Origin of the sequence: Vibrio sp. SCSIO 43136, from assembly GCF_023716565.1 — a bacterium.
In the GTDB taxonomy this organism is placed as follows: Bacteria; Pseudomonadota; Gammaproteobacteria; order Enterobacterales; family Vibrionaceae; genus Vibrio.
On sequence record NZ_CP071848.1, the window covers coordinates 2,306,676 to 2,328,993 of the forward strand.

Annotated in this window: 23 protein-coding genes and 1 tRNA gene; 7 read left to right on the forward strand and 17 right to left on the reverse strand. The window is 45.2% G+C overall.

The genetic code is table 11. The annotated features are described in order from the left end of the window. Positions 1–5: 5 nt before the first annotated feature. From flgK to J4N39_RS10920, 12 genes are all read right to left on the reverse strand, one after another. A complete protein-coding gene (flgK, locus tag J4N39_RS10865; RefSeq protein WP_252019113.1) occupies positions 6–1,886 on the reverse strand; it encodes a flagellar hook-associated protein FlgK in 1,881 nt (626 codons plus the stop codon). A gap of 211 nt (positions 1,887–2,097) precedes the next feature. Then, a complete protein-coding gene (gene flgJ / locus J4N39_RS10870) occupies positions 2,098–2,997 on the reverse strand; it encodes a flagellar assembly peptidoglycan hydrolase FlgJ (RefSeq protein WP_252019115.1) in 900 nt (299 codons plus the stop codon). 11 nt (positions 2,998–3,008) lie between these two features. After that, positions 3,009–4,103, reverse strand: a complete 1,095-nt coding sequence (locus J4N39_RS10875; protein ID WP_252019117.1) for a flagellar basal body P-ring protein FlgI — start codon at positions 4,101–4,103, stop codon at positions 3,009–3,011. A gap of 28 nt (positions 4,104–4,131) precedes the next feature. Next, entirely contained in the window at positions 4,132–4,899 is a 768-nt protein-coding gene (flgH, locus tag J4N39_RS10880) for a flagellar basal body L-ring protein FlgH (RefSeq protein ID WP_252019119.1), read from the reverse strand. 13 nt (positions 4,900–4,912) lie between these two features. Further along, on the reverse strand, positions 4,913–5,701 hold the full coding sequence (flgG, locus tag J4N39_RS10885) for a flagellar basal-body rod protein FlgG (RefSeq protein WP_252019121.1): 789 nt from the start codon (positions 5,699–5,701) through the stop codon (positions 4,913–4,915). Positions 5,702–5,722: 21 nt separating this feature from the next. Beyond that, positions 5,723–6,472 (reverse strand): flagellar basal body rod protein FlgF, encoded by a 750-nt coding sequence (locus J4N39_RS10890; RefSeq protein WP_252019123.1) that lies wholly within the window; start codon positions 6,470–6,472, stop codon positions 5,723–5,725. A gap of 154 nt (positions 6,473–6,626) precedes the next feature. Continuing rightward, the gene (gene flgE, locus J4N39_RS10895) at positions 6,627–7,937 is read right to left on the reverse strand and encodes a flagellar hook protein FlgE (protein WP_252019125.1); all 1,311 of its coding nucleotides are present in this window, start codon (positions 7,935–7,937) and stop codon (positions 6,627–6,629) included. Positions 7,938–7,968: 31 nt separating this feature from the next. Next, complete coding sequence (flgD, locus tag J4N39_RS10900; protein WP_252019127.1) at positions 7,969–8,679, reverse strand: flagellar hook assembly protein FlgD; 711 nt, start codon at positions 8,677–8,679, stop codon at positions 7,969–7,971. Positions 8,680–8,697: 18 nt separating this feature from the next. Then, a complete protein-coding gene (flgC, locus tag J4N39_RS10905) occupies positions 8,698–9,114 on the reverse strand; it encodes a flagellar basal body rod protein FlgC (RefSeq protein WP_252019129.1) in 417 nt (138 codons plus the stop codon). Between the two features lie 5 nt (positions 9,115–9,119). Beyond that, positions 9,120–9,515: a flagellar basal body rod protein FlgB gene (flgB, locus tag J4N39_RS10910; protein WP_252019131.1), complete on the reverse strand. Its 396-nt coding sequence runs from the start codon at positions 9,513–9,515 to the stop codon at positions 9,120–9,122. Positions 9,516–9,764: 249 nt separating this feature from the next. After that, complete coding sequence (locus J4N39_RS10915) at positions 9,765–10,592, reverse strand: protein-glutamate O-methyltransferase (RefSeq protein WP_252019133.1); 828 nt, start codon at positions 10,590–10,592, stop codon at positions 9,765–9,767. Between the two features lie 12 nt (positions 10,593–10,604). Continuing rightward, positions 10,605–11,528, reverse strand: a complete 924-nt coding sequence (locus J4N39_RS10920; protein WP_252019135.1) for a chemotaxis protein CheV — start codon at positions 11,526–11,528, stop codon at positions 10,605–10,607. 99 nt (positions 11,529–11,627) lie between these two features. Here J4N39_RS10920 and flgA point away from each other — a divergent pair, with 99 nt between their 5' ends. The 3 genes from flgA (at position 11,628) to J4N39_RS10935 (ending at position 13,244) form a co-directional block, all read left to right on the forward strand. Then, the gene (gene flgA, locus J4N39_RS10925) at positions 11,628–12,347 is read left to right on the forward strand and encodes a flagellar basal body P-ring formation chaperone FlgA (protein WP_252019137.1); all 720 of its coding nucleotides are present in this window, start codon (positions 11,628–11,630) and stop codon (positions 12,345–12,347) included. 123 nt (positions 12,348–12,470) lie between these two features. Then, on the forward strand, positions 12,471–12,782 hold the full coding sequence (gene flgM / locus J4N39_RS10930) for a flagellar biosynthesis anti-sigma factor FlgM (RefSeq protein WP_252019139.1): 312 nt from the start codon (positions 12,471–12,473) through the stop codon (positions 12,780–12,782). A gap of 36 nt (positions 12,783–12,818) precedes the next feature. Beyond that, a complete protein-coding gene (locus J4N39_RS10935; protein ID WP_252019142.1) occupies positions 12,819–13,244 on the forward strand; it encodes a flagella synthesis protein FlgN in 426 nt (141 codons plus the stop codon). Positions 13,245–13,349: 105 nt separating this feature from the next. Here the strand turns inward: J4N39_RS10935 and J4N39_RS10940 are convergent, their stop codons facing one another. Both J4N39_RS10940 and J4N39_RS10945 read right to left on the reverse strand, forming a co-directional pair. Further along, positions 13,350–13,775, reverse strand: a complete 426-nt coding sequence (locus tag J4N39_RS10940) for an LPP20 family lipoprotein (protein ID WP_252019144.1) — start codon at positions 13,773–13,775, stop codon at positions 13,350–13,352. Positions 13,776–13,796: 21 nt separating this feature from the next. Beyond that, on the reverse strand, positions 13,797–14,432 hold the full coding sequence (locus tag J4N39_RS10945) for a FlgO family outer membrane protein (protein WP_252019146.1): 636 nt from the start codon (positions 14,430–14,432) through the stop codon (positions 13,797–13,799). A gap of 181 nt (positions 14,433–14,613) precedes the next feature. Here J4N39_RS10945 and J4N39_RS10950 point away from each other — a divergent pair, with 181 nt between their 5' ends. Continuing rightward, a complete protein-coding gene (locus J4N39_RS10950) occupies positions 14,614–15,759 on the forward strand; it encodes a flagellar assembly protein FlgT (protein WP_252019149.1) in 1,146 nt (381 codons plus the stop codon). A gap of 44 nt (positions 15,760–15,803) precedes the next feature. On the opposite strand, the gene J4N39_RS10955 is transcribed toward J4N39_RS10950, so the two are convergent. Beyond that, positions 15,804–16,523 (reverse strand): substrate-binding periplasmic protein, encoded by a 720-nt coding sequence (locus tag J4N39_RS10955; RefSeq protein ID WP_252019151.1) that lies wholly within the window; start codon positions 16,521–16,523, stop codon positions 15,804–15,806. A gap of 92 nt (positions 16,524–16,615) precedes the next feature. Here J4N39_RS10955 and J4N39_RS10960 point away from each other — a divergent pair. Then, positions 16,616–16,692, forward strand: a tRNA-Arg gene (locus tag J4N39_RS10960). 21 nt (positions 16,693–16,713) lie between these two features. Here J4N39_RS10960 and J4N39_RS10965 read toward each other — a convergent pair. Together J4N39_RS10965 and J4N39_RS10970 are read right to left on the reverse strand one after the other, a co-directional pair. Then, entirely contained in the window at positions 16,714–18,663 is a 1,950-nt protein-coding gene (locus tag J4N39_RS10965; protein WP_252019165.1) for a GGDEF domain-containing protein, read from the reverse strand. Further along, complete coding sequence (locus J4N39_RS10970; protein WP_252019167.1) at positions 18,650–19,792, reverse strand: sugar ABC transporter substrate-binding protein; 1,143 nt, start codon at positions 19,790–19,792, stop codon at positions 18,650–18,652. Before J4N39_RS10970 ends, J4N39_RS10965 begins: the two co-directional genes overlap by 14 nt. Before the next feature lie 205 nt (positions 19,793–19,997). Between J4N39_RS10970 and J4N39_RS10975 the strand changes: the two genes are divergently transcribed. After that, the gene (locus J4N39_RS10975; protein ID WP_252019170.1) at positions 19,998–20,561 is read left to right on the forward strand and encodes a hypothetical protein; all 564 of its coding nucleotides are present in this window, start codon (positions 19,998–20,000) and stop codon (positions 20,559–20,561) included. A 19-nt stretch (positions 20,562–20,580) separates the two neighbouring features. Continuing rightward, positions 20,581–22,131, forward strand: coding sequence for a methyl-accepting chemotaxis protein (locus J4N39_RS10980; RefSeq protein WP_252019172.1), 1,551 nt, complete (start codon positions 20,581–20,583; stop codon positions 22,129–22,131). Positions 22,132–22,318 lie beyond the last annotated feature (187 nt).

The window sequence follows — 22,318 nt, forward strand, 5'->3', positions numbered from 1 at the left end:
CTCCTCTATCTCAGTTGTAAAATGGTGTTAAAGGTATCGTTCGCCGTCTGCATGATGCGTGACGATGCCATATAAGCTTGTTGGAACTTCATCATGTTGGCCGCTTCTTCATCAAGGTTAACCCCAGATATTGATGAGATTCGTTCCTTAGCCGCTTCATTTTCTATCGTAGCAATGTCGGCTTTTCGGATCGCCGTCGCAGACTGAAGGCCAACTTCTGTATTTAGATTTTGATACACACCCAACATGGTAGTGTTGCCATCATCTAAGGTTTTATCCGTGAGGATGTTCTGCATTTTTAGCAAGTTGCCGTTATCACCTTCTGAAGGGACAAGGTTTGCCGCAAACTTATCGTTCGCTTTTGCACCCGCTCCAAGTTCAAACTCAGTGCCATCGACAACCACAGTCCCAGTTGGCGGATAAGCGGCTGGCTGTTTCACAACTTGGCCATCCATGTTGAGTACCGCAAACTGATCGCCTGCCGGAGAAATCACGACTTGGAACTCTTTCAGATTACCTGCCTTCAAGACATTAAATTCCGCAGAACCCGTTACATTAGTGTATGAGCTTTGATAGCTTTGAGCCGCAATCGTGGTTGGGTCAGTCATCACAACTTTAATTTCAGCCGCTGAATTTTCTGTTGGTCGGATTAAGAAACGCTCACCTTCTTCTGGTGGTTCTTTAACGTCAATTCTCAAGCCATCAATCATAAAGCCATTATTAAATACGCTTTTGGATACCGTCTGAGTTTCACCGCCTGGCTTAGTTATGATGTAAGACGAGCCATCGTATCTCACCGAGTACTCACCCCCTTTAAGCTGGGATAAGTCATCAATTTCTACTGACATGTCGATTTTCGACCCAGTTTTAGCCACGATTCGTGAGCTGGCGATGTCCGGGTCATTAAGATCGGTAAACATTTTCTGACCGACGTTACCGTATAGATCTAGACCTTGGGACTGTAGCTCATTGACACGAATCGACATGGACACGGCAATGCGCCCCAGCTCGCTCATTACTGATGGCAAAATCTCATCTCGAGTTTCAAAGAACGAGCCAAGCTGGCCGTTTATATCTCGGTTACTCAGTGCTTTAAGTCCTTTACCTTCCACCATTGCTAGTTGCAACTGTTGTGGATCGGGGGACCCTTTTACCAGTCTTAGTTCACTGGCTTCAGTACCCGAAACTAAAGTATCGCCATTGCCGATATGTATATTGAACCCTTCATTATTGCTTCGAGTGGTAACGGTCACTTTGGTAAATTGAGAAAGCTCATTCACCAGCATTTCTTGTTTATCCATCAAGTCATTATGCGGGCCTGGGGTACGCATCATCAGACGGTTAATATCGCGCAGCTCAACCGCTATGGAGTTCATACGTTCTACGGCGTGATGGAGCTTCTGATTGATGTTGTCTTTTTCTTTGCGCACCACTTCATGGAAATGGTTGAGGTTTTGGGTGATCAATTGAGATTTCTCAAGCAACACCTTCCTCGCACCAACATCATTAGGCGAGTCCGACAGGGTCTTAAGCGTATCGAACCATTCGTTGATATTTTCTGGAATTTTGCGTGAGGCCACCGACGAGAGCATGTTGGTTAAGTTGTCTAAACTCAGCTCTTTGTCTTTTTTGTTGTATAGCTCTGTAGTTGTTAAATTGAGCTCTTTGACGGCAAACTGATCCCAGGAGCGGCGAACATTTTCCACATGTACGCCCATGCCATAGGTCTGGCCACCAAATTGTTTTGGGGCATTTGTCCCTTGCAGCACAGATTGACGGCTATAACCCTCGGTGTTCACATTTGAAATGTTGTGACCAGTGGTATTTAGTTGCCGCTGCGCTGTCAAGACACTTTGTGTACCTACATTAAGTAGATCCGATGACATATCGCCCCCAAAAAAGAGTAACTTACAAACAAAACGGCAGGGTTAATGTTGCCGTTATTGTAGTTAAAGCAATATGTGTGCCAGAGTTTGGTAAACGGTTATCGGACGCGGTGCTAACGGGAAAGGGTTGAAGGGTTGAAGGGTTGAAGGGTTGAAGGGTTGAAGGGTTGATAATAAACAAAACCGAAGTAGTGGCTACTTCGGTTTACATTTATTTTACCATATCATCAACTTGCGCCTTAACCCTTAGAATCTTATCGGCATAGGTTGGGTCAGTTGCGTAACCGGCCTTGTGGATGCCTCGGATAAATTCTTCGGTATTACCATTATGTTGGAGCGCTGTTTGGTAACGTGGGTTTTCATTTAGGAAACGTACGTAATCATCAAAGCTTTCTTGGTAAGAGCCGTAAGAGCGGAAGGCCGCTTTTTCGTTCACTGGCGTATTACCATAATACTCTAACGTTTGAGTAGAAATGCGATCGCCTTGCCAGCGTCGGTCAGCTTTGATGTTAAATAAGTTATTACTGTTTGCCGCAGCATTTTGAACCGTTTTCTTACCCCAGCCAGTTTCAAGAGCAGCTTGAGCAAGTAGTACCGAAGAGTCCACACCCAGTGCTTTCGCTGCTTTGTCTGCGTACGGTTTAAGCGACTCAACAAAATGCTGTGGAGATTCAAAGCGAGAGGGTTCATTAACATCTACTCGCTCAGTTCGAGCGATTGGCTTATTCACTGGAACACGATTAATCGTATCTAGGGTTGCTGAACGTGAAGCGAGTTCAGATTGGTCTTCCCCAGCACCTGCAGAAAGCTGAGCAACAATCATGTCAGCCAGGCCAAGAGAACCTGAAGAACTTAGCTCACTCGACATTTGCTCATCAAGCATCTGGCGATAAAAGTCCTGATTCTGGCTTTTCATCATGTCTGATTCGAAATGCGAGTTCGCATCGCGCATCGACTTAAAAAGCATGGTGGTAAAGATAGACTCAAACTGCCTTGCCGCCGCCGTCAACGCCGCCTTTTCATCTTTGTCACCGCTTACCGCATCTTTTCTCAGTTTATCTAAGCTACTGATGTCGTGAATAAATCCGATATCGTTAGGGTTATTAACCATTGTCTTTCCCCTTAGATAACGATCAACTGGCCTTCAATCGCACCCGCTTGTTTGAGTGCTTGAAGGATAGCCATCAAATCGGATGGTGCCGCACCAACTTCGTTAACCGCTCTTACCAAGTCATCCAAAGTTAAGCCCGGCTCAAATTTGAACATTTTTCCTGAGCCTTCAGAGACCTCGATGTTTGAATCTGGCACAACTGCAGTCTGTCCACCAGCAAAGGCGTTTGGTTGGCTAACATTGAGGTTTTCTTTAATCGCTACTGTCATGCCACCATGAGTGACTGCCGCTGGCTTAAGTCGCACATGCTTGCCGACCACAATGGTCCCAGTGCGAGAGTTAACGATAATTTTAGCTGCGCCATCAGCTGGGTTAAATTCAACATTTTCAACCGCAGACAGGAAGGCTACTCGTTGGCTCACGTCACGTGGTGCACGCACTTTCACCGAGGCTGCATCAACCGCTTGCGCCATTTGAGGCCCAAGGAAGTTATTGATAGCATCCGCCATTCGTTGAGCCGTTGTGAAGTCTGACTCTAGCAGGTTAAAAGTGATGTAGTCGCCACGGCTAAATGGTGTTGGTACTTCTCGCTCAACCATACCACCGCCAGAAATAAGACCTACGGTTGGGTTGTTACCTACAATTTTTGAACCATCTGCACCGGTTGCGCTAAATCCACTCACAACCAGGTTGCCTTGAGCAACCGCATAAACTTCACCATCTAAACCTTTAAGGAAGGTTTGCAGCAAAGTACCACCACGAATGCTCTTTGCGCTGCCGATAGAAGAGACTGTTACGTCAACAGCCTGACCTTGCTTTGAGAAAGCTGGCAGTTCTGCGGTAACGATAACCGCCGCCACGTTCTTGGTTTTAGGTTTAGTGCCCGGTGGCAATTGAATGCCGAAGTTTTGTAGCATGGCATTAAAGCTTTGATCGGTGAAAGGTGTTGACTCACCTGTACCCGGCAAACCTGTCACTAAGCCATAGCCGACCAATTGGTTACTACGTACGCCAGCAACTTGCGAAATATCTTTCACTCGTGCAGCGTGAGCGCTACTGATGCTGAGCAATAATGCGCTAATGATTAACGTTACCCACTTGTTCATGGTGTCAAAACTCCGGCTAAATCTTCAATTACAAAGATACATTAAAGAATCGTGCCAAGAATCCAGGCTCTTGCATATCTTGTTGATTTCCCGTGCCAGAATATTTAATTCGAGCGTTTGAGATACGTGTAGAGGCAATGGTGTTGTCAAAAGTAATGTCATCCGGACGAATTGTGCCGCTTAGGCGGATGTACTCATCCCCGGTGTTTAGCGTTAACCATTTTTCACCACGGATAATCAAGTTTCCGTTGGCGAGAACTTCGATAACCTCAACTGTGATAGAGCCACTGATGCTGTTGCTTTGGTTCGCTGATGCGTTGCCCTTAAACTTGTTGTCATTTTTCAGTTCATACGAGAAGTTGTAATCGTTAATGGCAAGCTCTTGCCCACCGACCACAAGCGGGTCCATGCTCGAATCGTTGGACTTGTTCAAATCTGCATCCGCACTTTTCGCCGCTTTAGTACTCTCTTCAAGCATCACGGTCACGATGTCACCCACGCCATGTGGCTTACTATCATCATATAGGTTCTGCGCAAAATCGATGTTAAACAGCGAGCCGCTTGCCGCTGCGTAATGTTCTGGCTTCTTCTTTGGGTGGATAGGTGACCATGCCGGATCACCTGCTACAGGATCTGTGCGTCCACGCAATAGATCAGTAACCCCCGTGCCGGAGCTACTTACATCCCCTTCGATAGCATCAACAACCGTAGTGCCAGCTTCGGGATTAGTTAACTCAGGTTGAGCTGCACAACCTGCCAACAACGCAATCAATGAAACACAGATAATACGAAACATGACTATTCTCCGATTACAGCTGCTGATTAACGAAGCTCATCATCTTATCGACAGATGAGATCACTTTAGAGTTCATTTCATAAACGCGCTGAGCTTCAATCATATTCACCAGCTCTTCCGTCACGTTAACGTTCGAAGTTTCTAGCATCGACTGGCGGATGGAACCAAGGCCATCTAAGCCCGGAACCCCTTCTTGAGGGTCACCACTTGCCCCAGTCGGCATGTAAAGGTTCTGCCCAATCGGCTCAAGACCGCCTGGGTTAACGAAATCAACGGTTGTGATCTGACCGACCACTTGGTTCTCTTGCTGACCACGAATACGCACGGACACTTCACCGTCATTGCCAACCGTAATAGAGATCGCATCTTCTGGGATAACGATTTCTGGCTGCACTCGATAGCCTGCACCCGAAGTCACAATCGCCCCTTCAGAATCGAGCGTGAACTGACCATTTCGGCTGTAGCCGATGTTTCCATCAGGCATCAACACTTGGAAGAAACCATCACCTTCGATCATCATATCTAAACTGTTACTCGTGGTTTGTGCATTACCATTTGTATGCACTTTTTGAGTCGCAACCACTTTAGAACCTGCACCAAGCATCAAGCCTGATGGCAATTCGGTATTTTGCGATGACTGACCACCTGGCTGGTTAATGTTTTGATAGAACAAGTCTTCAAACACCGCACGGCTCTTTTTGTAGCCCACAGTCGAGGCGTTCGCCAGGTTATTTGAAATGGTTGAGATATTCGTCTGCTGCGCATCTAAACCAGTTTTACTTACCCATAATGCCGGATGCATAGTTTAGTCCTCTAAATTTGGTTAAGCGGAACGCAGCAGTGAGTCGGACGCCTTGTCCATATCTTCTGCTGTACTCATTAATTTCACTTGCATTTCGAACTGACGTTGCAGATCGATCATGCTGGTCATCTCACCAACGGCGTTGACGTTACTGCCTTCCACAGCACCTGTCATGATTTTGATTGCCGCATCGGCTTCATAAGCCAAGTTAGGATCTTTGGCACGAAACAGGCCATTGGTGTCTTTGTATAAAGCACGATTATCGGTGCTAGTTAGCTTGATACGGTCAATCACTTCCAATGCATCCGCAGGAGCACCTTGCGGGATCACGGAGATCGTGCCATCACGCCCAACTTCAATTTTGCTAAGTGGGATCGGCAAGGTAATCGGCGCACCCGTTTCGCCAAGCACTAAATGACCCGAGCTGTTGGTTAGAAGCCCAGTCTGGTCAATGTGCAAATTACCGTTACGGGTAAGGCCTTCCTTACCGGTTTTATCCATCACTGAAATCCAACCTTGGCCTTCAATCGTGACATCGAGGTCACGGCCAGTGGTAATCACACTGCCTTGGGCAAAGCTTTGCCCCGGTCTTTCAGTCATGCTGAAAACACGTGTTGGCAAACCTTCACCATAAGCTTGCATAGAACGAGCTTGTGCGAGGTCGGCTCTAAAGCCTGTGGTGCTTACGTTAGCTAGGTTGTTTGCCCTAAGTTGCATCGCTTGCATATTTTGCTTAGCGCCGCTCATGGCAAGAAACAGTGAACGATCCATAATGTGCTCCTAAAATCGTGTACAAACAGATAAAAGCAAGGAGCGTGCCAATAAAAACAATTGACGTTATGATATTGAAATATAAGGAAAAGAAGATATGAATGGAAAATACATTGCCGCCCAAAGTAAGAGGCGGCAATGCCAGATGATTAGATTATCGGATTTGCAGGATGTTTTGTTGCAAGCCGTTGTGAACTTCAAGAGAACGAGAGTTCGCTTGGAAGTTACGCTGAGCTGAAATCAAGTCAACAAGCTCTTGAGTCATATCGATGTTCGACTGCTCAAGGGTACCGCTGGTGATAGAACCGTAAGAGCCTTTGTTAGACTCACCCCAAGTTTTCTTACCAGAAAGCTGAGTTGCATCCCACTGAGTACCACCCTTTTTATCTAGACCTTGCTCATTGGCAACGCGCACCAATGCCACACGGCCAAGACTTACCGCTTCACCATTTGAGTAGGTGCCCATGACTGTGCCGTACTCGTCAAAGTCAACTTTAGTCAAGAAGCCTGTGGTTGCACCATCTTCATTGAATCGTACCAATTCAAATGGAGCGGCAAACTGGGTTGCGCCTTGCTGATTCATCAACAGTTGCTGACCAGCATCGGCACCGTTCAGGTCCAGAGGAAACGGGTTGTCAGGACCAGCCAGAGATACCGTTTGCACGTCGTTGCCATTGTTAATGCTATCAAGCGTACCATCGTTATTAAAACGAATCGTATGGCCTACGTGACCAGTTGGCGTCGTTACATCACCACCTTGGATACTTAGCGGTTTTTCGCCGCCACTATCTGTCATGGTGTAGTAAGTGTGCCAAGTGTTTGGCTGAGTGGCATCTTTCATGTAGTAGGTAGTCATTTTGTAAGACTGGCCCATCGAGTCATACACTGTCGACGACGTCGAGCGGTTGTATGTTGTTGGGTCAGTAATATCAAACTGAAGTGGATCTTTCAGCTCACCATCCGCTGGAAGGTTCACGGCCATCTCTACATTTTCAGTCGGCTTTGGTCGGCCATATTCTGCCGGAACATTTAGCGGTTCAGGCTCATAAGACGCTACTTCACCATTTTCCGGGTTCACACGATAACCCAGTAGGTACTCTTCGTTAGAAGTCACCATGTAGTTATCTTTGTTTAGGTGGAAAGCACCATTGCGAGTCATTTCGTTTTGTTGCGGTTGCAAACGGTCTTTCGCTACCGCAAAAAATCCGGTACCTGAAATACGTAGATCCATCGGGTTGTTAGTATAAATACTTGAACCTTCATGGAATTGCTGAGCAACTTTACTTGCCTGAGCACCGCCACCTACCGCTGTTTTCGCATTAGTAAACAGTGAGTTAGAATATACATCACCGAATTCTGCACGCGATTCTTTAAAGCCGAAAGTGTTGGCGTTCGCAATGTTGTTACTGGTTGTGTTTAGATCTAATTGAGCAGACGCTAGTCCACTAAGTGCAATATATGACATCCCAAAATTCTCCTATCTAGCCGGCGTTGCCTTACGCCTTACCAACTTCAAGTACTTCAGCTAGTCGAACTGGCGATTCAAAGCCAGCCAGATTGAGCAGTACATTACCATCACCATTACCAAGAAGTACGCTGTTCACGTTCGCATAAGTCGACGTCTCGAACTCACGTTGCTCCCCGTCTAGTAAACCATTCGCTTTTACAGAATATTTACCAGCTGGCAATGCGTTACCGTTTTCATCTAATCCGTCCCACGTCACCTTGGAGTCGCCAGCAGGTTTAGCACCCACATCTAATGTGCGAACCAACTGACCCTGTTCATTCGTGATACGGACGAACAGGTTATCCAGTGCTTGTGGTAGTTTGACCATCGCGGACATACCACCATCAGCAGGTTTTGTGCCTGCAGCACCAGGAACAAGAACATCGCGACCTACTAGCGAAGATGCTTGCAGGGCTTGGTTCGAAGTCATGGATGAGTTAAGACTTTCGAACTGATTGTTCATTTTTCCGATGCCATCGACGGTCGCAAATGAAGCCATTTGCGCAATCATCTGGTCATTGCTGACCGGCTTAAATGGGTCCTGCTGAGCAAGCTGTTTAGTCAGTAGCGACAGGAAATCTTCCTGTTTAAGGTCATTTTGACCCGTTACTTTCTCTTCAGGCTTGTTCTTCTCTTGCAGGGCTTTAAGCTGATCAACATAGGACAAGCCGCTCTGACCAAGGTTGTCTATTCCGGCCATGACGTTAACCTCCTATCCTTATTGACCCATCTGCAGCGTACGCAGCAGCATTTGTTTACTTGCGTCTGCTAATTGCACGTTCGTTTGGTACGAGCGAGAAGCAGAAATCATGTTTGCCATTTCTTCCATCACATTAACGTTAGACTTGAAGATATAACCTTCGTCGTTAGCCAATGGATGTTCAGGGTTATACTCAGACTCAAGCGGTTTATTGCTTTCAATCACACCCATCACTTTTACAGGAACATTGTGGTCACGGTTGTACTTGGCTTTACTCAACTCAGCACCAAACACGGCATGACGCGCCTTGTATGTTTCGTCTGCTGAGCTTGCGATGCTGTTTGCATTAGCCAAGTTACTAGAGGTGGTATTTAGACGGACAGATTCTGCCGTCATTGCAGATCCCGTCACGTTGAATACATTAAACAAGCTCATCTAAATTACTCCCCTTTTAGTGCTTTGGTCATGTTCTTAAACTTACTGCCTAAGAAATCTAATGACGCCTGATGACGAATTTGGTTTTGCATGAACAAACTACGTTCCAAATCGACATCGACCGTGTTCCCATCTCCGGTATCCGGCTGTGTTGGGATGCGATACAGAGTATCGCCGGCAATATTAGTAGTGGCATTAATGTGCCGACCATCGGTGCGAGTAAGACCAAAGCTTGCCCCCGACTTTGCCGCTTGCAGCGCCTTGTCGAAGTCCATGCCTTTCGCCTTAAAGCCAGGTGTGTTTGCTTGCGCAATGTTGGTCGAGATGACCTCTGCATTGCGTTCACGCAGGCCAACTGTGTGTTGGTGTACTCCCAGAGCTTTATCGAACGAGATCGCCATCGCTTGCCTCTACCAATAAAAATGACTTAACTGATGATAACTATGCAATCTACGTGCCAACAATTACATTGCCGCCTAGAAAGCCAAGATATCCGCACAAGGTAATTAGCAAAAACCAAGCCAACTCATAAAAACACGGGATGTCAGTGGTGGTTTACGAGTGAATTGGGAGTCACTAATAGGGTTAGTATAGTTTCGATACAGCAAAGCCGGCAAGAAGCCGGCTTTGAGAGAGTGTTGAGCAGATTGCTATTTTAGCTTGTAGATGATACCTGGGTTACAGCGAACCATCTCAAAACGATCTGTTAGGCCCGTAAGAGACTCTGAGGCACCTAGTAACAAATAGCCACCAGGATTAAGTGAATTAGCCATCTGATTAAGCACTTTCGATTTCATCTCAGGGGCAAAGTAGATAAGCACGTTTCGACAGAAAATAATGTCGAACTTACCAAGCAAAGCGTAGGAGTCCATCAAGTTTTGTGGTCGGAAGTTGACCATGCGCTTAACGTTGTCTTTTACCTTCATTTTGTTATCGCCTGCATCTTCAAAGAAGGTGCGACGACGCTCTGGGGATAACCCGCGTCCAAGTGCTAGATTGTCGTAAACACCAGCACGACACATATCCAGCATACTTGAGGAAATGTCTGTTGCCGTGATAGAAACATTAGGCAGCATACCTGGCTTGCGGCTCTGCGTTTCCAAAATGGTCATAGCAATTGAGTAAGGCTCTTGGCCCGAAGAACTTGCTGCCGACCAGATTTTAATTGGGCGTTTGTTTGCCGCAACCTCAGGCAAAAGTTTGTCTGACAACACCGAGAACGGATAATTATCACGGAACCACAGTGTTTCGTTAGTAGTCATGGCATCTACAGCGGCAACACGCAGTTCCCGGTTTCTTCCGGTTACTACATCCCTAAGAAGGTCTGATAAAGAGCCAAGCTTAAACTTGCTGACTAAAGGGCTAAGTCGGCTTCTTACCAAATATTGCTTGCTATCACCAAGGACAATCCCACACTGAGACTCCAAAAAGCGGCTGAAATCGCGATATTCTTGATCGCTTATAGTTATTGCTGTCATTCAGATCTCTAGTTAATTATTGACTGCGGCTTTCACTGCATTGCCCAGTTCATCTGGATTGAATTTTGCGATAAATTCATTGGCACCCACACGCTCGACCATCGCCTGGTTGAATACACCACTTAATGAGGTGTGTAGGATGACGTGTAAATCTTTTAGATCCGCATTACGGCGAATTTCTGCCGTTAATGTGTAACCATCCATTTCTGGCATTTCGATATCAGAAATAACCAAAGACACTTGATCTTTAATCGGGCCGTTGGCCGCAAGCTCCACTAGCTTCTCGTAAGCTTCTTTACCATCTTTTACTAAGATAGATTCAAAGCCAATCGCTTCAACAGCGCGTTGTACCTGCTTACGTGCAACCGTTGAGTCATCAGCGATCAAAATTGGATGGATCACCTGCTCTTGCTGAATTTCAGCAATTTCTTCTTTCAAATCATCGCTCATGGTTTCATCCACAGGCGAGATTTCGGCAAGGATTTTCTCAACGTCCAGAATTTCAACCAGTTCGTTGTCAATGTTGGTTACTGCTGTCAGGTAGTTGGCTTTACCTGCACCTTCTGGCGGTGGAAGAATAGACTCCCAATGCATGTTGATGATACGTTCTACAGATGTGACCAAAAAGCCTTGAATGGTTCGGTTAAACTCCGAAATCACCACGAAGCACTTGTCAATGTCTGTGGTCGGACGGCCACCAACGGCTAAACTTAAGTCAATCACTGAAACCGTTTGACCACGGATGTGCGCCACACCTTTTACCAAAGGGTTAAGATTTGGCATGGAAGTTAATTTAGGGCATTGGAGAACTTCTTTCACTTTAAAAACGTTAATACCATAACGTTGGCGTCCCATCAGACGAAAAGTCAGAAGCTCCAATCGGTTTTGACCGACGAGTTGTGTGCGTTGATTCACAGAATCAAGAATGCCCGTCATAAGCACGTCTCCATCTAAAGCATTTTAGTAAACTATTAACACAACACTGATTTTATCAGGCATAAATACAAAGTAGCGTATTATAAGGCATTTATCAGTATGCAATCTATCTCTAAGTGTAGAGCTTTCTACGATAAGTTTGGAAAAACTATCGGCTTTTGTTTGATTTTCTTTAGCGCTTTCGCTCACTCTGCGACTGAGTCGCAAATAGATGCGATAAAACAAGCGGCTGAGCAACATGTACTCGAAAACTATCCGCTCGGTCCAAATGACAAAATGACCGCTACGGCTGCCGCCATCGATCGCCGAGTCAAAGCCAGCGACTGTGATGAGCCGCTCGAAACATCATCTTCAGCGCATTCTGGCTCTTCAAGTAACATCACTGTTCTTGTCACTTGTCCTCAAGATGACTGGCGAGTATACGTACCAGTGCGTGTATCATTGCTTAGACCGTTGGTTACGGCCATCACACCTTTGGCTCGCGGCAACATCATCGGTTCAAATGATATTAGTATATCATTTGTTGAGCAGCGTGCTTATCGCCGCTTTGGCTTCCAACAACTAGATCAAGTGATTGGAGCCAAGCTAAAGCGCAACGTTCGAAACGGTGATGTCATTGAACAGAACGATATCTGCGTCGTTTGTCGAAATGAAATCGTGATCATTAAAGCCGTTAAAGGTGAAATGTCGATAACTACGAAAGGAACTGCCCTATCTGATGGTGCTACCGGGGATCACGTTAAAGTCAAAAATAACAAATCAAATCGAATAATTGATGCTATAGTAACAGGAATGGCAGAGGTTACTGTGCACTTTTAGTGTGATAAGTCACCGATAGCAAAACAAATTCAATTATTTTTTAAAATAATCGTAAAGTTTTCGGCAGCTACGTCGATATCATTTGTACAGGTTCTCAATCTTTTTGCGAATAAGGCACTAACTATGGCAGGCATTGATCAACTCAGATCCGGGCAAACCGTCACGACAAACCGTGCGAATGCTCGTACAGAAAGCAGTACGCAATCGCGTTCTGAATCTGTCGCCGAACCAAAAGGCGGCAAAGACGCAGTCTCGCTTAGCCAAGAGGGGAAAGCGATTGGTCAACTTCATCAGAACATGGTCAGTGAGCCGAGCTTCGACTCTGCAAAAGTTGCAGCGATTAAAGAAGCTATAGCAAATGGGTCCTACACAGTAGACCCAGAGAAACTGGCCGAAAGTATGATGAAGCATGAAGAAGACCTAGCTGGACTGTAATATAGCGGTCCAGCTATTTTCATTGAATCGATTCATATGGCATCACTCGAAAGTTTATTAGACTATCAACTCCAAAACGCTCAATCGCTTTCTGATTTACTTGAAAAAGAAAAAGTTGCGATAGCGAAGCGTGTCGCTAAAGATATTGAAGTTCTCGCCAAACAGAAACTCGAGTTTATCCTCCAACTACAACAAACTGATCAGCGCATTGCCGAACATGCGGAAGTTGAGCGCCTCAAGCTAGAAACCCAACTGAGCAAACAAGTAAAGACCATCCAATCTGTTGTTCATGACTGCCAGCAGCTTAATGAAGTGAATGGCGAAGCGTTGCAGCGTGCCCAATTGAGCTTTAACAAGCTACACAACATGATGCAGCAAAGTCGAGGTAAGATTGGCATGACCTACACGGCTGAAGGCCAAACTAATACTTTCTCCACTTTGGGTACGAACATCAAAGCTTAAAGTGGTGTTAGGATTATCTAGCCAACGAATATATAAAGAGCGGCAACCATGGTTGCCGCTCTTTTCGTTGGAGATGAAGGTGTTTGCCGTTAGTGCAATTAACTATTAGAACAGGGTAGCTTGTTTCTTCACTGGCACCTGCTGAACATCACCGTAGTTCTTGAGCTCATCCATTTTTTGGATATCAAGACGCAGTTCAGTTACGTAGCTATCACCAACAGCGTATGTACGCACAACCTGCGCACCACGGATAACACCGTCAACGGCACCGCTTGTCCACTCAGTTCCCAAACGTGAATCTTCAAGATCAGAACGGGCACTCACACGTAAGCCGTATACCTGTTCCGCAAGCTCTCGATAAGCATCTATCTTAGAAGCACGCATCGCCTTAACTTGCTTTTCCTGGTCATTTCGACCTTTCTGTTCACTGATGCTGGCATAACCAACAGCAGTCATAAACATTTCTTCACCGCCCAATGGCTGGCAACCCGCCATCACCATTGCAACCAGTAACATTAATACTTTTTTCATTTCTCTCACCTAACTCTCTGGTTACGGACGCAGAATAATAGAATCTGGGCTGGTCATTGTGTGATCGGTACGGATCAGCACACCATCTTGGGTTCTAACACTGTTAAGCGTATCTAAGTCACGACCAATTCTATCCTCTGGTAGGAAGCCTTGCGCCGTTGCTACCACAACTCGACTTTTCATACCAACAACACGAGCGTTAATAAGCACACCGCCCTCCTGACGTAACATAGTGCCCGTCAACACATATTTCACGTCTTGTTCCTGCGCTAACTCCTTCCAATCACGACTGAACGCAAAGTCACCCGATTGCGTCACTCGAATTGAGCCAGTGGTTTTAAAATCGACCACTTTAAAACCGCGGCGCTGAAACTGATGAATAAAACCTTCTGAGACTGAATTACCCAGCCAGTTGGTGGTATCCATATTTTGCAGGTCGACAAATGAGGTCACTGCAATAGGTGTTCTTGCCGACACGCTGGTGTTCGACATGATCAGCTCTTCCGCTAAACTTTCTACAAAGAAATCCATCGTATGACGTGGCGTATCCATTAGCATAAATCGACTGCCAGAATACGTATCTTTACCATTGTAGATTGGCGAAAAAGCGCACGATGCCAAAAACATCGTTGACACTAAAACAAGCCATTTCTTCATTCTCTTCATCTCCGATATACTGTCTCACCACCTAGGTGGCAAGTAACAGAAGTCTGGTGTCATCATTCCGTCATTAGGTTGGAACAATACTTGCTTTTCTTCACTTGCAACTGAGAAAACCAACACCAAAAATCACTACTCAAACATTAAGCAAAAAGCATACCCAACTGAGATTTCGATAATGAAAAAATTTTGGACAACTACCATAACTCTTGTTTGCACAGCACTTTTTAGCTTTGCAGCCAAAGCAGCGTGGTACGAAGTCGAAGGCGTTGCCACTATATCAACGTCAAAATCTACAGCACGCATGAATGCGTTAGAAGACGCTATTTATAAAGCAATGAGTTTTACTGGTGCTGACATTGGAACCATAAGCTTTCTGCAGCCTTATATAGAGGAATCTCGTGAAGAGTACCAATTTACTAACCACGAAGTGCGCTATATCCGTGTAGAAGAAGAAGATGACAGCGGTGGCAAGATGCGCCTTAAGGTACGTTTGGATATCTATCCAACGGCAAGAGGTTGCCATATTGACCAATACAAGAAGACTATATTGGTAGGTAAAATTGACTTAGTTGAGCCGCAACATGCTGTTATGGGCGCAGTGTACAATCTCGGTGAAGACTACGGTCAAGTGCTTAACCGTCAGTTCGAACAAGAATCCCAGAGCTTCACGTCAGTTGGTGTGACACCCTACAACCTAGATAAGAATCGAGCAGACATCGTTAAGATGATTGCTCAGGACAACGGCGCACAATACCTGATTAGTGGCCACATTCATGACCTTACCGCAACAATTGAAAGCCGATTGCTTCAAGACGATCAAATCAATCGTCAGTTCGCTATGGAAGTCTTAGTGTTTGATGGGCAAACCGGCAATGAAGTGTTTACCAAGACCTATCGTGAAGTGGCCTTGTGGCCCTTCCCTAAAACCAGTCAGGTAGATACGAAAGGTGCTCGTTTTTGGTCTTCAACTTATGGTGAGATGATGCTGCGAGTCAGCCGAAACGTGATGATAGATTTGGAGTCAGAACTCTCTTGTAAAATCACGGTGCCGTCTGTGGTTGCGGTCCGCCAGAACCTTGTCACGATGGATCTGGGTCGCCGCCATGGTGTTAAGAAAGGTGACAAGCTGCAACTATGGCACAATGGTTCATTTATCGACCAAAACGGTATTGCTCGTAATCGAGTCTCACAAAGCCGTATCACACTGACTGTCGATCGAGTCTACGACTTAGAAGCGGACTTAATAGTTGATCAACCAGAGCTGGCTCAGAGTATTCAAATTGGCGATGTCATGCATAAACAGTTTGATGAAGAAGAATAGATAACCAAGCATAAGGCCACTCATTGGGTGGCCTTATCGATTTATTACTTAATACACTTAGATAGAGATTGATTAAATTCATCAAGCCAAGCTTTAGGTCGCTGGTTAAGAAAGTGTTTTGTAAAATAGACACCCAGAGGTTTCTCTTTAGCAATTTTGGTGGCAACCAAATCTTTCCAACCATATTCTTCGAGTAAAGCATCCACCACAAGGTTGTTGGCAATGACAGTATCAACTCGGCCAATTTTTAGCTGCAACAATAGCTGTTCTGTAGTTTTGGGGCGACTAAAAATTGGGTATTGATTGGCTTCCAACCACTTGGCCATATTCGAACCTTGAAAGGCACCGATACGCCCAAGATTTGATTTGTCGATACTAGCCGCACTATCTCGTGTTGGTGATTTCATCCAATACCATTGCCAGTTTTGATCTGCGATCTGCTCAGACATAACCGCATAACTATCTCGGTAGTCATTTTGGGAACCAGCAAAAAAACCGTCCACTTGATGGGACTCAGCCAGATGTTGGGCTCGACGCCAAGGCACAACCAGCACCTGTAGGTTTTGGTTTAGACCTTCCATTGCACATCTCAGCCTATCAACGGCAATGCCTTTGAATCGGTCGTCGGCAACTCTGCGGATATCACTGCCCGGTGGATAACTGCCATACGGAGCAAGGTCGTGTGTTGCCAATATGATATTTTGCGCTAAAGCGGTGTTTCCGATCAGCAACATCACTAACATTGAGCCTAGTTTTCGCTTCACCCTATACCCCTTGTTTCGATAATTAGCCTAAATAGCTATTCGCATGACAGCTCATTGTTTTGGTTTGACTTTTTTGCTTATAATAGCGTTATGCTCCCGTGGCACAGCTGGATAGCGCGGCCCCCTCCTAAGGGGCAGGTCACAGGTTCGAATCCTGTCGGGAGCGCCAACTTTCTCAATCAGCCATTACTCACTTTGCGCTATTTGAATAATAGTATTTTTTATTGATGTACATCTTCATGTCAGCTTCTTTAAACAGTAAGTTAGGCTGACAGTTATCCGTCGAAGCGAACCCCATCGAAAAATGAACCGGATGCAAGTTGCCTTCCATATCTGACATAGTTTTGCCTGCTTGCGCTCGCTCTAAACGCTCTTCTAACACTTTGCAATCGGCCTGATTCATATCGCTTCCCAAAATTACAAACTCATCACCACCGATGCGATATAGCATTTGATTTTGATTAATATGCTGATTGAGCAGTGCCTCACAGGTAAAAATCAGCTCGTCGCCTAAGTCATGCCCGTATTGATCATTGATAGTTTTCAAGCCATTGATATCAATTACGAACAACGCAAACGTCTCTATCTGACCATTTCTTAGCTGAGATTTTAGATATTCGATATCTTCATCGAATGCCTGTCGATTGCCTGCATCAAGCATAGGATCACGGCGAGTAATGAGCATTAGTTCTAGCCAGTATCCAAGCTGTTGAGTAAATAATTGGCACAACAGTTTTTGCTCTTGTGTTTCTGGCGCACGTTGCCAGCCGATATAAGCTAGCGGCTCAACCATATTGTTGTAGATTACCGTTTTGCATTTTTTCTCGGGGACTGTGAAGCTGAATTCGCCTCCAAGTTCAGGAAGTAACTTCTGTAAATGTCGGGTCACGACTTTAGATACGCCGTGATAGCCTACATCGTTAAGCTCAGACAACCCATTAATGAGCCTAACCAACTTTTGCTGATAGTTTTCTTCTCGTTTTAGAGAAGCTTGCAGCTGCGCAGTTTTCTGTTCAACTTCACTTTCTAGACGTTGATTAAAATCCTCCAGCTGACTGTTGGTCGCGGCAATTTGCTGGTTCTTATTCTCCAGCTCATCTAACTGAAGCCCAATTTGACTACGCATTTTAAATAGTAGCTGATAGACATTTAAAAATTCACTGCTGCGAAAATCACTATCGGTAATGGCTGATTTACTGTTATTGGTAAACTCAGTGACAACTTTTGAGATGGTATTAAACTGCTGAGATACCCAACCATTTAGAACCAAGACAATCACGACTACTAAAAACAGTAAAGCGGCTAAGAACTGGATGGCGTCGTTAAACGTTTCTTCAGCTTGTTGGTGGCGCAGTGTGTCAGAAAAGAAGTAATACAGGCTTAACTCCGCAGGGGAATAAAGCGAAGGGTGTTCAAACACGAATTCGGTTTTAGGAACATCTTGTACCAGCGCAGCTTCATCTACGTTTAACTCACCATAGGTCAAAGCAACGTGTTCCCCTGGGTATAAATGCGGCTGTAACAATGAAACGGATGATTCATTGCCAATTAACACCACCAAGGTTCCCTGTGGTTCATACTCTTCGTGCTCAAGCAACGTGTAGGCGAGCAAAGGGCTAAACAGCGCTACACCACGATCTTCATCCGTTGAAGTTAAACCTGGCTCGGTAAATCTTGTATGGAATACTTTTCCTCGACGCAACGCAGGTTTTGCCTCCTGCATTTTTTGGTACAAATCGCTGTTTTCAAAGTGGTAAGCACTACCCTTATGGGCATACATCACCTCACCTTCTCTATTTAAAACAAAAATGGCACTGACTATCTCACTAATTTGTGTCATCGCATGGAGCCGCTGCCACACCACCGAAGAGTAAAGGATATTATCCGCACCGCGTATCATGACTTGGTCTCGAGAGAACCAGTCGAGTAGGTTCGCAAGATTATCGATTTCCGTTGTGACGGTATCCTTGATACTAGAGACCGTTGTACCTTTCGCAAGGTCTTCATGGGCTTGCATCATGCTGGCTTGCCGTTTGATGAAGTATTGACTGATTAACAACGCAGGTACCAGAGCGACAAACAGCAACAAATAGATAAGTGTTTTGCGTAAACTGAAAGCTCTAAAGCTAATTGGCTTCATTGTTCAGCACCCTTTTGTTGTGTTTGTCCATGAATTGAATAATGTAGCGTGCGCTTTCTCTTAAAGGCATACCTTCTTGATAGCGGTGATAACCACGAAACAAAGCCTCCCAAAAAACGGCCATTTTGAGTGAGTTATTCATTGGCTGAGACTGTAAATATAGCTGATAAAGTTGAGAAAAGTGCTCTTCACGCTGCGAGAATATGGTTTGATTGACCGTCTGATTACTTGTGATAAACACATGATCTTTGGCAAAGCGATGTAACTCTTCAGGGTCTTGAATTAAGGCAACCAAGGCTTTCATTGCTGCTCTTTTTTCCGGATCTTGATAACTCTTCTTGGTAAAAGAGAGCACCTTACTCCCAGACAATGAGGTCATCTTTTTTCCACGCCACGTGGGTAACGGCGCAACCCCTAGTTCACCAAGTTCATCTGGCTCGATGTTGTTAAATACCCAGTCACCATCAATCAAATAGCTAAACTCTCCCTTGGCAAATTTCTTCCTTGCGCATACGGAATCACACCCGTCAATAAACATGCCTTGCAGTTGCAATCGACGATAAAAACCAAGAGTATCTATCAACTCCTTCTCGGTGAAATTTAGAGATTTTAGAGGGTTAGGGTCGCCAAATAGATCAAAAAAAGCCACTTGATAATAAAAGGTTTCATGATCCATCAAAATGGCCAGCCCCTGATCTTGGTTTGCTTGAATAAAGGCCTCCCAAGTCTGTATAGGTTGCTTTACTTTGGTTTTATCGTAGAAAAGCATCAGGTGGTTGCCTACCGAAATGGGGATGGCGTAGACGTTACCATCCAACTTGATGTGCTGGGTCGCCAATGGCTCCAATTGGTCTATATCTAACCAATCGTCTGGTAATACCTGCAGCCCTAAGTATTGATGCAAGCCAATAAAGTCTGAAGGTATCCAGACGATATCTGGCATATACACTTCCGAACGTTCTGCCATTAAGGTCTCAGAACGCATGGCTTCTGTATCAACGCGGCGAATAACCAACTTATGCCCTGTTTTCTGCTCAAAGCGCTTAGCAATATCATCAAGCAAAAAGCCATCAAAAGAGGACCAAACTTCTAAGGTGATCGCATTCGACAACGATGAAAATACTATCACTGAGCTCAATAAAGCCCACCGAGCTATAAAGGACATTATTAGGGAAACCATATATTTAGACATAAGCTCACTATAGCACTTTTCTCATCGTCCGTTATTGAGTAACTACCTATTAAGGGCATCTTTAGCAAGTTAACTAGCATCTCCCGTACTCTGTTCTATATTCAAATAAAACATACTAACAACGTCACCTGAGGCTAACACGATGCGAACTACTCTATTCATCTCCCTTTGCACCATCCCGTTTCTCACCTCTGCAAATGAATTTGCTCCTCAGCTCAGTGAGCTGGCTACGTCTAAGATAGACACCCTAGTCAATATGCAAGTTGTCATTGATGCAGTAAATGCCCAAAACACTAAACATGCCCAACTCAGCCAAGCAGAAATTGACAGTTTGGATAAACAGTGGCGCAGTGAAGTAAGTGGCTCTTCTTCGCCTCTGATTGACGAAGTGCTTAGCAATTCGCTATCCGCAACACTTGCGCAAGTCCAAGAAGAGAGTGGCGGCTTGTACACAGAAATTTTTGTCATGGATAACAAAGGACTCAATGTCGGCCAAAGCGCCGTCACTTCTGACTATTGGCAAGGTGACGAAGCCAAATGGAAAGAGACCTATATGAAAGGAGCTAAGGCCATTCATATCAGCGAAGTGGAGGAAGATGAGTCGACCCAAACCTTCCAGTCGCAAGTAAGTTATAGCATCACGGACCCTGCCAGCGGTAATGTCATTGGCGCTATTACCGTGGGTGTTAACGTCGAAGAGCTATAACTACGACCAAGGAAAACTTATGAGCATTCGCAAAACGCTAATACTGAGTACCTCGATATTAGTGATCGTTGCGATGGTAGTGATTACCTTTGTTGTGTGGCAGAGCAGCATGTCTGCTCTGCGTGCATCCAATCAAAAAGGTTTTATCCAAACCACGAACACGATCGCAGACCAAGTCGCTACCTCGGTACGATTCAAAAAGCTCGATGCGGTACAAGAAAAACTGGAAAGCTATCTAGAAGAGAATCAAGCGACGCTTAGCGATGTCTCTCTACTACTAAAAGACGGCACCTTACTTTATAGCAGCTCAAATCAATCCGTTGCACCAGTAGCGAAGAGCCAACTTCCAGAGTCACTCGACAGTGCGCAGATGCTGAGGAGCAACAGCAATACAGCTCTCTTTGTCACCCCGCTTTTGTCGGGTAAAAAACGTCAGCTGGTCGGCTATGCGATCGTTGAATGGCAATATGCAGAAATCAAACAACTGGAATCCAAACTGCTTACCACTATATTTTTAGTTGGTGGTGGGATCTTACTGCTTGCTTTAGCATCGGTTGTAATTCTTGTGCGAGTTGCACTGGTTAATCCACTGACTCAATTTAAATTTCTCACCCGTCAACTAGCTTCTGGGGATTGCAACCTATCTCAGCGGATTGACTACACCAAGCGCAACGAGTTTGGTGAACTGGCCCATTACATCAACCAGTTTATTGAAACCTTGGAGAAGTCGCTATCCACCATCAACCAAAACTCTACCGATGTTGCCAACATCTCAACTAACTTAGAAACCAACATCGAACAGCTTGAGTCTAAGGTTCGCCAGCAAAGAGAAGATATTCGCCAATCTCTGGCGATGGGGGAAGAACTCAAGACCTCGGTAGATTCGGTGAAGAGTCAAGTCGAAGGCGCTTCTGACTCTTTAGAGCACGCCGTGAATTCTGCTCGCAAGGGACAACAGAGCCTAAATGATGCCGTGGCGCAAAACCACAGCCTCGCCCAGCAAACCCAAGAAGCCTTTGAAGTAGCAGATGCACTTAACTCACAAGCTGGGAAAGTTACCAATATCCTTGAAATCATTCGCAGTATTGCTGAGCAGACCAATTTGCTGGCACTAAATGCCGCCATAGAGGCTGCCCGAGCAGGAGAAAGTGGGCGAGGATTTGCAGTCGTTGCAGATGAAGTACGATCGCTTGCGGAAAAAACATCTACTTCTACCGACCAAGTGGAAGAGATTTTGGTCGATTTACATAAGTTTTCCGAGCAGCTCATTGGCTCTATGAAGCAAGGTCTAGATAGTGCGGAATCCTGCGTTACTGTCATAGAATCTGCGTCTGCGCAAATTGACGACATCATCTCAAAAGTAGAGCACTCAAACACCTCGAACTTAGACGTGGTAGCAACCAACGAACATCAGTTTGGCTCCATGACTAACTTGATCGATCAACTATCGCATCTAAATAGCCAGATGGAATTTTTATTCCACGATAGCCAACAGATGACAGAACACAGTAAGGATCTACTGCAAAATGCAGAAAAAACTCGCACCAACTTAAAAGCATTCAACTTATAACCTCGTCAGCGCTGCTCGACCTAACTCCACCGAGCAGTGCTGGCACCTCTAAAGTGACATCACTCGCAGTAAAAATCACCCAACCTTTATAAATCACGGTCTAAGTCACCTTTTTCTGGCCCGACTTTGTTTTCTACTAAAATTAAGTGGTATTGATAATCATTATCAAATGATTGAACGAGATGAT

Coding starts and splice junctions, on each gene's coding strand:
- flgB (WP_252019131.1), bottom strand. CDS start 9,515: ATGGCGATCTCGTTCGATAAAGCTCTGGGAGTACACCAACACACAGTT.
- J4N39_RS10980 (WP_252019172.1), top strand. CDS start 20,581: ATGAGCATTCGCAAAACGCTAATACTGAGTACCTCGATATTAGTGATC.
- flgG (WP_252019121.1), bottom strand. CDS start 5,701: ATGCATCCGGCATTATGGGTAAGTAAAACTGGTTTAGATGCGCAGCAG.
- flgD (WP_252019127.1), bottom strand. CDS start 8,679: ATGGCCGGAATAGACAACCTTGGTCAGAGCGGCTTGTCCTATGTTGAT.
- flgH (WP_252019119.1), bottom strand. CDS start 4,899: ATGTTTCGTATTATCTGTGTTTCATTGATTGCGTTGTTGGCAGGTTGT.
- J4N39_RS10915 (WP_252019133.1), bottom strand. CDS start 10,592: ATGACAGCAATAACTATAAGCGATCAAGAATATCGCGATTTCAGCCGC.
- J4N39_RS10945 (WP_252019146.1), bottom strand. CDS start 14,432: ATGAAGAAATGGCTTGTTTTAGTGTCAACGATGTTTTTGGCATCGTGC.
- J4N39_RS10950 (WP_252019149.1), top strand. CDS start 14,614: ATGAAAAAATTTTGGACAACTACCATAACTCTTGTTTGCACAGCACTT.
- J4N39_RS10965 (WP_252019165.1), bottom strand. CDS start 18,663: ATGAAGCCAATTAGCTTTAGAGCTTTCAGTTTACGCAAAACACTTATC.
- flgK (WP_252019113.1), bottom strand. CDS start 1,886: ATGTCATCGGATCTACTTAATGTAGGTACACAAAGTGTCTTGACAGCG.
- J4N39_RS10935 (WP_252019142.1), top strand. CDS start 12,819: ATGGCATCACTCGAAAGTTTATTAGACTATCAACTCCAAAACGCTCAA.
- flgC (WP_252019129.1), bottom strand. CDS start 9,114: ATGAGCTTGTTTAATGTATTCAACGTGACGGGATCTGCAATGACGGCA.
- flgJ (WP_252019115.1), bottom strand. CDS start 2,997: ATGGTTAATAACCCTAACGATATCGGATTTATTCACGACATCAGTAGC.
- flgA (WP_252019137.1), top strand. CDS start 11,628: ATGCAATCTATCTCTAAGTGTAGAGCTTTCTACGATAAGTTTGGAAAA.
- J4N39_RS10890 (WP_252019123.1), bottom strand. CDS start 6,472: ATGGATCGTTCACTGTTTCTTGCCATGAGCGGCGCTAAGCAAAATATG.
- J4N39_RS10875 (WP_252019117.1), bottom strand. CDS start 4,103: ATGAACAAGTGGGTAACGTTAATCATTAGCGCATTATTGCTCAGCATC.
- flgM (WP_252019139.1), top strand. CDS start 12,471: ATGGCAGGCATTGATCAACTCAGATCCGGGCAAACCGTCACGACAAAC.
- J4N39_RS10920 (WP_252019135.1), bottom strand. CDS start 11,528: ATGACGGGCATTCTTGATTCTGTGAATCAACGCACACAACTCGTCGGT.
- J4N39_RS10975 (WP_252019170.1), top strand. CDS start 19,998: ATGCGAACTACTCTATTCATCTCCCTTTGCACCATCCCGTTTCTCACC.
- J4N39_RS10940 (WP_252019144.1), bottom strand. CDS start 13,775: ATGAAAAAAGTATTAATGTTACTGGTTGCAATGGTGATGGCGGGTTGC.
- flgE (WP_252019125.1), bottom strand. CDS start 7,937: ATGTCATATATTGCACTTAGTGGACTAGCGTCTGCTCAATTAGATCTA.